Here is a 5,019-nt window from a genome sequence, read left to right as displayed (position 1 = left end):
ACGAAGAGCTTCCCATCCGCGTCCGTCTGGGCGACGCCACGCGCGGCTCGGTTCAGGCCATCCGCGACCTGCCGATCCTGCGACCTGATGCGGCCGCGCTGTCGGCACAAGGGCGCTGGCCCGCCCTGCCCCTGTCAGCGGTGTCGACCATCGACTTGGAGCCAGCCGCCAGCAGCATCACCCGCCGCAACGGCGAACGGGTCAATACGGTGCAGGCGTTTATCCTGCGCGATGTATTGCCCGAAGAAGCGCTGATTGAGGTGCAAGCCGCCTTGGAGGCCAACGGGTTCGCTGTGCCCGCGAACATGCGGCTCGAATTGGGCGGTGACAGCGATGCGCGGGCTGACACGCTCAGCGATCTGCTCGCCTCCCTTGGTCTGATCGTGACACTGTCCATTGCGGCCATTGCACTGACCTTCAACAGCTTCCGTCTGACGGCAGTGGTTCTGGTCGTGTCAGGCCTGTCCGCAGGTCTCAGCCTGCTTGCTCTGGCAATCTTTCAGTATCCGTTCGGGATCAATGCGATCATCGGCGTGATCGGGTCAATCGGTGTGTCGATCAACGCGGCGATCATCATCCTGACGGGCCTGCAAGAGGATGACCTGGCCGCGTCAGGTGACAAGGACGCCATGGTCGATGTGGTCATGGGATCCAGCCGCCACATCGTCTCGACCACCATCACGACATTTGGCGGTTTCCTGCCCCTGATCCTGGCCGGAGGTGGCTTCTGGCCCCCCTTCGCGATGTCGGTGGCCGGGGGTGTGCTGCTGTCCACCGTGGTGAGTTTCTATTTCACGCCGCCGGTCTTTGCCCTGATCCACCGGGTCCGCCGGACGCCCGCAGCATCCGCGGAACGGGACAGCAAGCAGGATACGCCCTTTGTCCTGCATCCGCCGTTCAGCCAGGCTGCAGAGTAGTCGCGCATAAAGCAACTTTGTGTTCAACCTCGCGCATCGTCGGTGAGATGCGCGAGGTTCGTTGAAACACATCAGTGCCGCCTGTCTAGCAAATTCAAAACAATTGTCACTCTGGTGCAGTTCAAGGTTAGCTTTGCGGACTTTGCCGCCATTGGATGTCGTGCCTTCGCTCACGCAGCATGCGTTCGCAAGCGCGACATACCTTTCGCGGCAACGCAGCTTTTGCCGCTAAACCGGTCGTTGTTGCCGATGAAGAAACGCAGATTTGCGACGCATCACCCCGCAAATCGGATGCAGTTATAGGCCGAGCGTCGTTTTGACCGATCCAGCGGGGCTGAAGGACCAGTCGGCGGGACTGTTCTCCAAAAGAAACATGATCGAGTTCTTGGCATCGAACCCGATCCCATCGAGGCGCTGCCGAACATCCTTGAAGAGGTCTTCTTTCTGTTTGTCCGACCTCCCACCGAGTAGGGCAATCTCGATGATAATCGTCGCTTGGGGGTCGCGTTCTCCGAGAAATGTTGGGTGAAGCAGCATGTCGCCCGGACGGTAACGCGCGATTAGGCAAAAATGGTCGTCGGGGTTCACACCGCAGGTTTGGACCAGGCTGACGTGTAGTTCTTCGTTGATCGCTTGGCAGGTCTCGGGCGCAAGGTTTTCAGGAACGTGAAGTTTGTTGAACGGCAATGTATTGCTCCTACTGTGGGCTTCACCCAGCCGTTGAGCGTCCTCATCAAATCGCGCGGCTGCGCGTTTAATTGAATGCTGTTTCCGGTTGTAGGTGCAGCGAGGTATCTAACAGATATCTTTCAGCTTTCCCTATTTGTTGACAGCCGAAATGAGATCGAGGCAACGAGTATAAGCATCCCTGCGACTGCTCCGAGCGACAAACGCAAGCTACTGGCCTCTGCCACCAGCCCGACGAGCGGCGGTCCTAGGAGAAAGCCTGCGTAGCCCAAGGTCGAGACTGCGGCCACACCTACCCCCGGCGCATTGGGCGAGAGCTTACCCGCGATCCGAAAGGCGAGCGGGACGATGGGTGCGAGACCGAAGCCCACAAGGATTAGGCCTGCGAAAGCGACGGGTGCGTTCGGTGCGATGGCAGTGATGCCGTAGCCCGACGCGCTAAGAACCGCCCCGCCGCCCACAATCAGACGGGGCGGCACACGTTCTGAAATCCAGTCGCCCGCGAAACGCATCACCGCCATTGCGCCGGAGAAGGCCGCAACACCCGCTCCCACCAATGCGGCCGGGGCGTCGATCACCTCGGCTAGAAAGATGGACGACCAATCCACCGAGACGCCTTCCGCCATCAGACAGCCCATGGCGATCAGGCCGGGGATCAAGAGCGCGCCCTTGGGCCACGCGAACTTTGGCGCATCATCCTCGGGCTTGCGCGTATCCACAACGGCCCGGACGACCACCAGCAGGACCACCAAAAGTGCAATGTTGGTCAAGGCCAGGTGGACAATGATCGGCACGCCCGCAGCGGCGATGAGGCCTGCGGTCAGGCCACCCGCCGCGAGCCCACCCGAATACATCGCATGGCATCGCGACAGGATGGGTCGCCCCATCGCCTCTTCTGCGGCGAACCCGGCAGCATTGATGGCAACACCCGTGGACCCCGCGCCAGCCCCGATCAAGAAGACAACTACGGCGAGCGAAACGGTGCTGGTCGCAAGGCCGACCAGTGCAATCGCGATAAGCAGCCACGTGATGCAGATTAGATTGAGTGTGCGAAGGCGCAGCCGGACGGAGCCAAAGGCAACCAATGGAATCACGCAGAGCTGCGCCACCGGCATTGCAAGCAGGACAAACCCCACGTCTCCTTCAGACATGCCGAACGCGTGTTTCAATTCAGGCAGGCGCGGTAGCCATGAGGCGAAGGCGAAGGCCAGGATGAAGAACAGACCGAACGCCGCCCACATGCGCGGATCGCCACGTGTCCCGTCGCGTGCGGTCGCTCTATCCCCATAGTATCGGTACACGTCGTCCTCGACGTGGTTCAGGTCTTCGCCTTTGTCCTGCATGGTGCTGTCCGATCAATCTGTTGATCCGTTCCAGAATTGAACTTAAACGTTATAGAACAAGCCCAAATTTGCTGTGGAAGGAGGTATTGGCCGATGCCAAAAGATGCGCGTCCATCGCGATTGCGTCTTGCCGACGTTGCGCGCGCCCTTGGCGTATCGATCGCCACGGTATCGAATGCCTTCAACCGTCCCGACCAGCTCTCACCCGCTTTGCGCAAGCTGGTGTTGGAGCGTGCCGAGGAACTGGGCTACCGTGGCCCCGGTATTGAAGGGCGGCTTCTGCGGACCGGCCACGCCGGAGCCATTGCGCTCTACATACCAGAACCCATGACATACCTCCTGGAGGACGCTTTTGTGCGGACGTTCATGGGGGCTCTGATGAACGCTTGTCAGGAGCGGCAGATCGGTCTGCTGCTCTTGCCCGCTGTTCCCCATGAAAAGAGCGAACGGCCACGTCCACCTGCGGCGCTTGACGTTGCAGCGGTTGACGCGATCATCTTCTACGGGCTGGCAGGTGACGATCCGGTAATCCAACGCGCCGTGGAGCGTGGCCGTCCGGTCATCGGGATCGACATGCCCGACCGAGAGGGCGTGATAGGCATCGGAGTGGACGATGTGGGAGGTGCACGCGCGGCGGCGCGGCATCTGATCGAAAAGGGACATCGCCGGATCGGTGTCATTTCTCTGCCGACTTCGCGCCGTCGCACCGACCATCAGGGCACGCCTGCCGACTTGGAAAAGGCCTCAATCCGTTTTCCGAAAGAGCGATGGCAGGGCTACGCAGCGGCCTTCGCAGAAGCCGGGATCGACACCGTCACTGTCCCGATCCGCATTTGCAAAGTGAATGCGAGGAAGAGCGGGCGGGCTGCAATGGACGCGTTGCTGGATAGAAGTTTGGACCGCCCGACAGCTGTGCTGGCGATGTCCGATGTTGTGGCGCAGGGCGCGATGGACGCCTGCATTGAACGAGGACTGAGAGTGCCGCAGGATATGGCCATTGTCGGCTTCGATGATGCTCCGTTCGCAGAGAAATTGGGACTAACCACGGTAGCACAGGATGCGGCCGAAAAAGCGGTAGTCGCGGTCCGGTGCGCTCTCGGTGAGTCTGTGGAGACCACAATTGTGAGCACATCCGTCATCGAGCGTTCAACGACTTGAGGTAACGGCTAGCGAAATGCCGGGCTGAAACGGTCCAAGCGTATTGTGTTAGTTGGGGCGAAAACGGTCGTTTTTGGCCGAGCGCACTGCCCCACACAGGATCAACCGCTTAGCTTGGTCAAAAACCCTCGGCGAAACCTTTGTGATTTTGGCAGGTTTTTGTCACACTGAGATATGATCATCGGATATGCCCGCGTACCGTGCATTGTCGTCAAGCTTCTCACTGCACGTTGAACGAACGGCAGCGATCTTAGCCGCCATGCTGCGTACTGGTCCGCGCACCTGCAGCGATTTTTGCGCTGCGTGCGCGCGCAGCACAAATTTTCGATGACCGGGTTGGGCTCAAATGGACGTCATCTGCAGGCACATCGTCCCAACATTGGGCCAGCGGTTGCCGTGAACACTAAATTCATCTGACGTTTTAAACATCGTCAGGCATTTGCCGCGCCGCTCAGCCCTCTACCTGCTTGCCAATCCCTTCGGAGTAACCAACACTCCGCGGTAGAAGAGCAAATTGGGGAGACTTCCATGAAAGTTACATCATTCCTGTCCGCTGCCCTCCTGCTGTCAAGCACAGCATTGGTCAGTGCCGAAACGCTGAAATGGGCCCGCGCAGGCGACGCGCTCACACTTGATCCGCATTCGCAGAACGAGGGCCCGTCGCACACCATCCGCCACCAGATGTACGAGCCGCTGATCATCCGCGACACGACAGGCGCGTTTGAACCCGCGCTTGCCACCGAATGGGCGCCCAAGACCGACGATCCGAATGTCTGGGTCTTCAAACTGCGCGAAGGCGTCACCTTCCACGATGGTGCGGCCTTTACCGCCGAAGACGTGGTGTTCAGCTTCACCCGCGCCAAATCCACCAATTCGGATATGAAAGAGCTGATCGGCTCGATCACCGAAGTGCG

At 59.8% G+C, this 5,019-nt stretch carries 5 protein-coding genes; 3 read left to right on the top strand and 2 right to left on the bottom strand.

Annotation, left to right across the window (positions count from 1 at the left end; genetic code table 11):
- Window positions 1–917: efflux RND transporter permease subunit (locus tag AC6RA8_RS21080; RefSeq protein WP_500355606.1), on the top strand; the 917-nt coding region annotated here is incomplete at its 5' end.
- 297 nt (window positions 918–1,214) lie between these two features.
- Here AC6RA8_RS21080 and AC6RA8_RS21075 read toward each other — a convergent pair.
- Window positions 1,215–1,604, bottom strand: a complete 390-nt coding sequence (locus AC6RA8_RS21075; protein ID WP_500355604.1) for a tautomerase family protein — start codon at window positions 1,602–1,604, stop codon at window positions 1,215–1,217.
- Window positions 1,605–1,726: 122 nt separating this feature from the next.
- Window positions 1,727–2,947 (bottom strand): MFS transporter, encoded by a 1,221-nt coding sequence (locus AC6RA8_RS21070; protein WP_500355601.1) that lies wholly within the window; start codon window positions 2,945–2,947, stop codon window positions 1,727–1,729.
- Window positions 2,948–3,040: 93 nt separating this feature from the next.
- Here AC6RA8_RS21070 and AC6RA8_RS21065 point away from each other — a divergent pair, with 93 nt between their 5' ends.
- Together AC6RA8_RS21065 and AC6RA8_RS21060 are read left to right on the top strand one after the other, a co-directional pair.
- The gene (locus AC6RA8_RS21065) at window positions 3,041–4,105 is read left to right on the top strand and encodes a LacI family DNA-binding transcriptional regulator (RefSeq protein ID WP_500355599.1); all 1,065 of its coding nucleotides are present in this window, start codon (window positions 3,041–3,043) and stop codon (window positions 4,103–4,105) included.
- Between the two features lie 528 nt (window positions 4,106–4,633).
- The coding region (locus tag AC6RA8_RS21060) for an ABC transporter substrate-binding protein (protein ID WP_500355597.1) at window positions 4,634–5,019 on the top strand (386 nt) is incomplete at its 3' end.

Source organism: Tateyamaria sp., assembly GCF_059783535.1.
This window is presented reverse-complemented; position numbering and strand designations above follow the sequence as displayed.

Coding starts and splice junctions, on each gene's coding strand:
- AC6RA8_RS21070 (WP_500355601.1), bottom strand. CDS start 2,947: ATGCAGGACAAAGGCGAAGACCTGAACCACGTCGAGGACGACGTGTAC.
- AC6RA8_RS21065 (WP_500355599.1), top strand. CDS start 3,041: ATGCCAAAAGATGCGCGTCCATCGCGATTGCGTCTTGCCGACGTTGCG.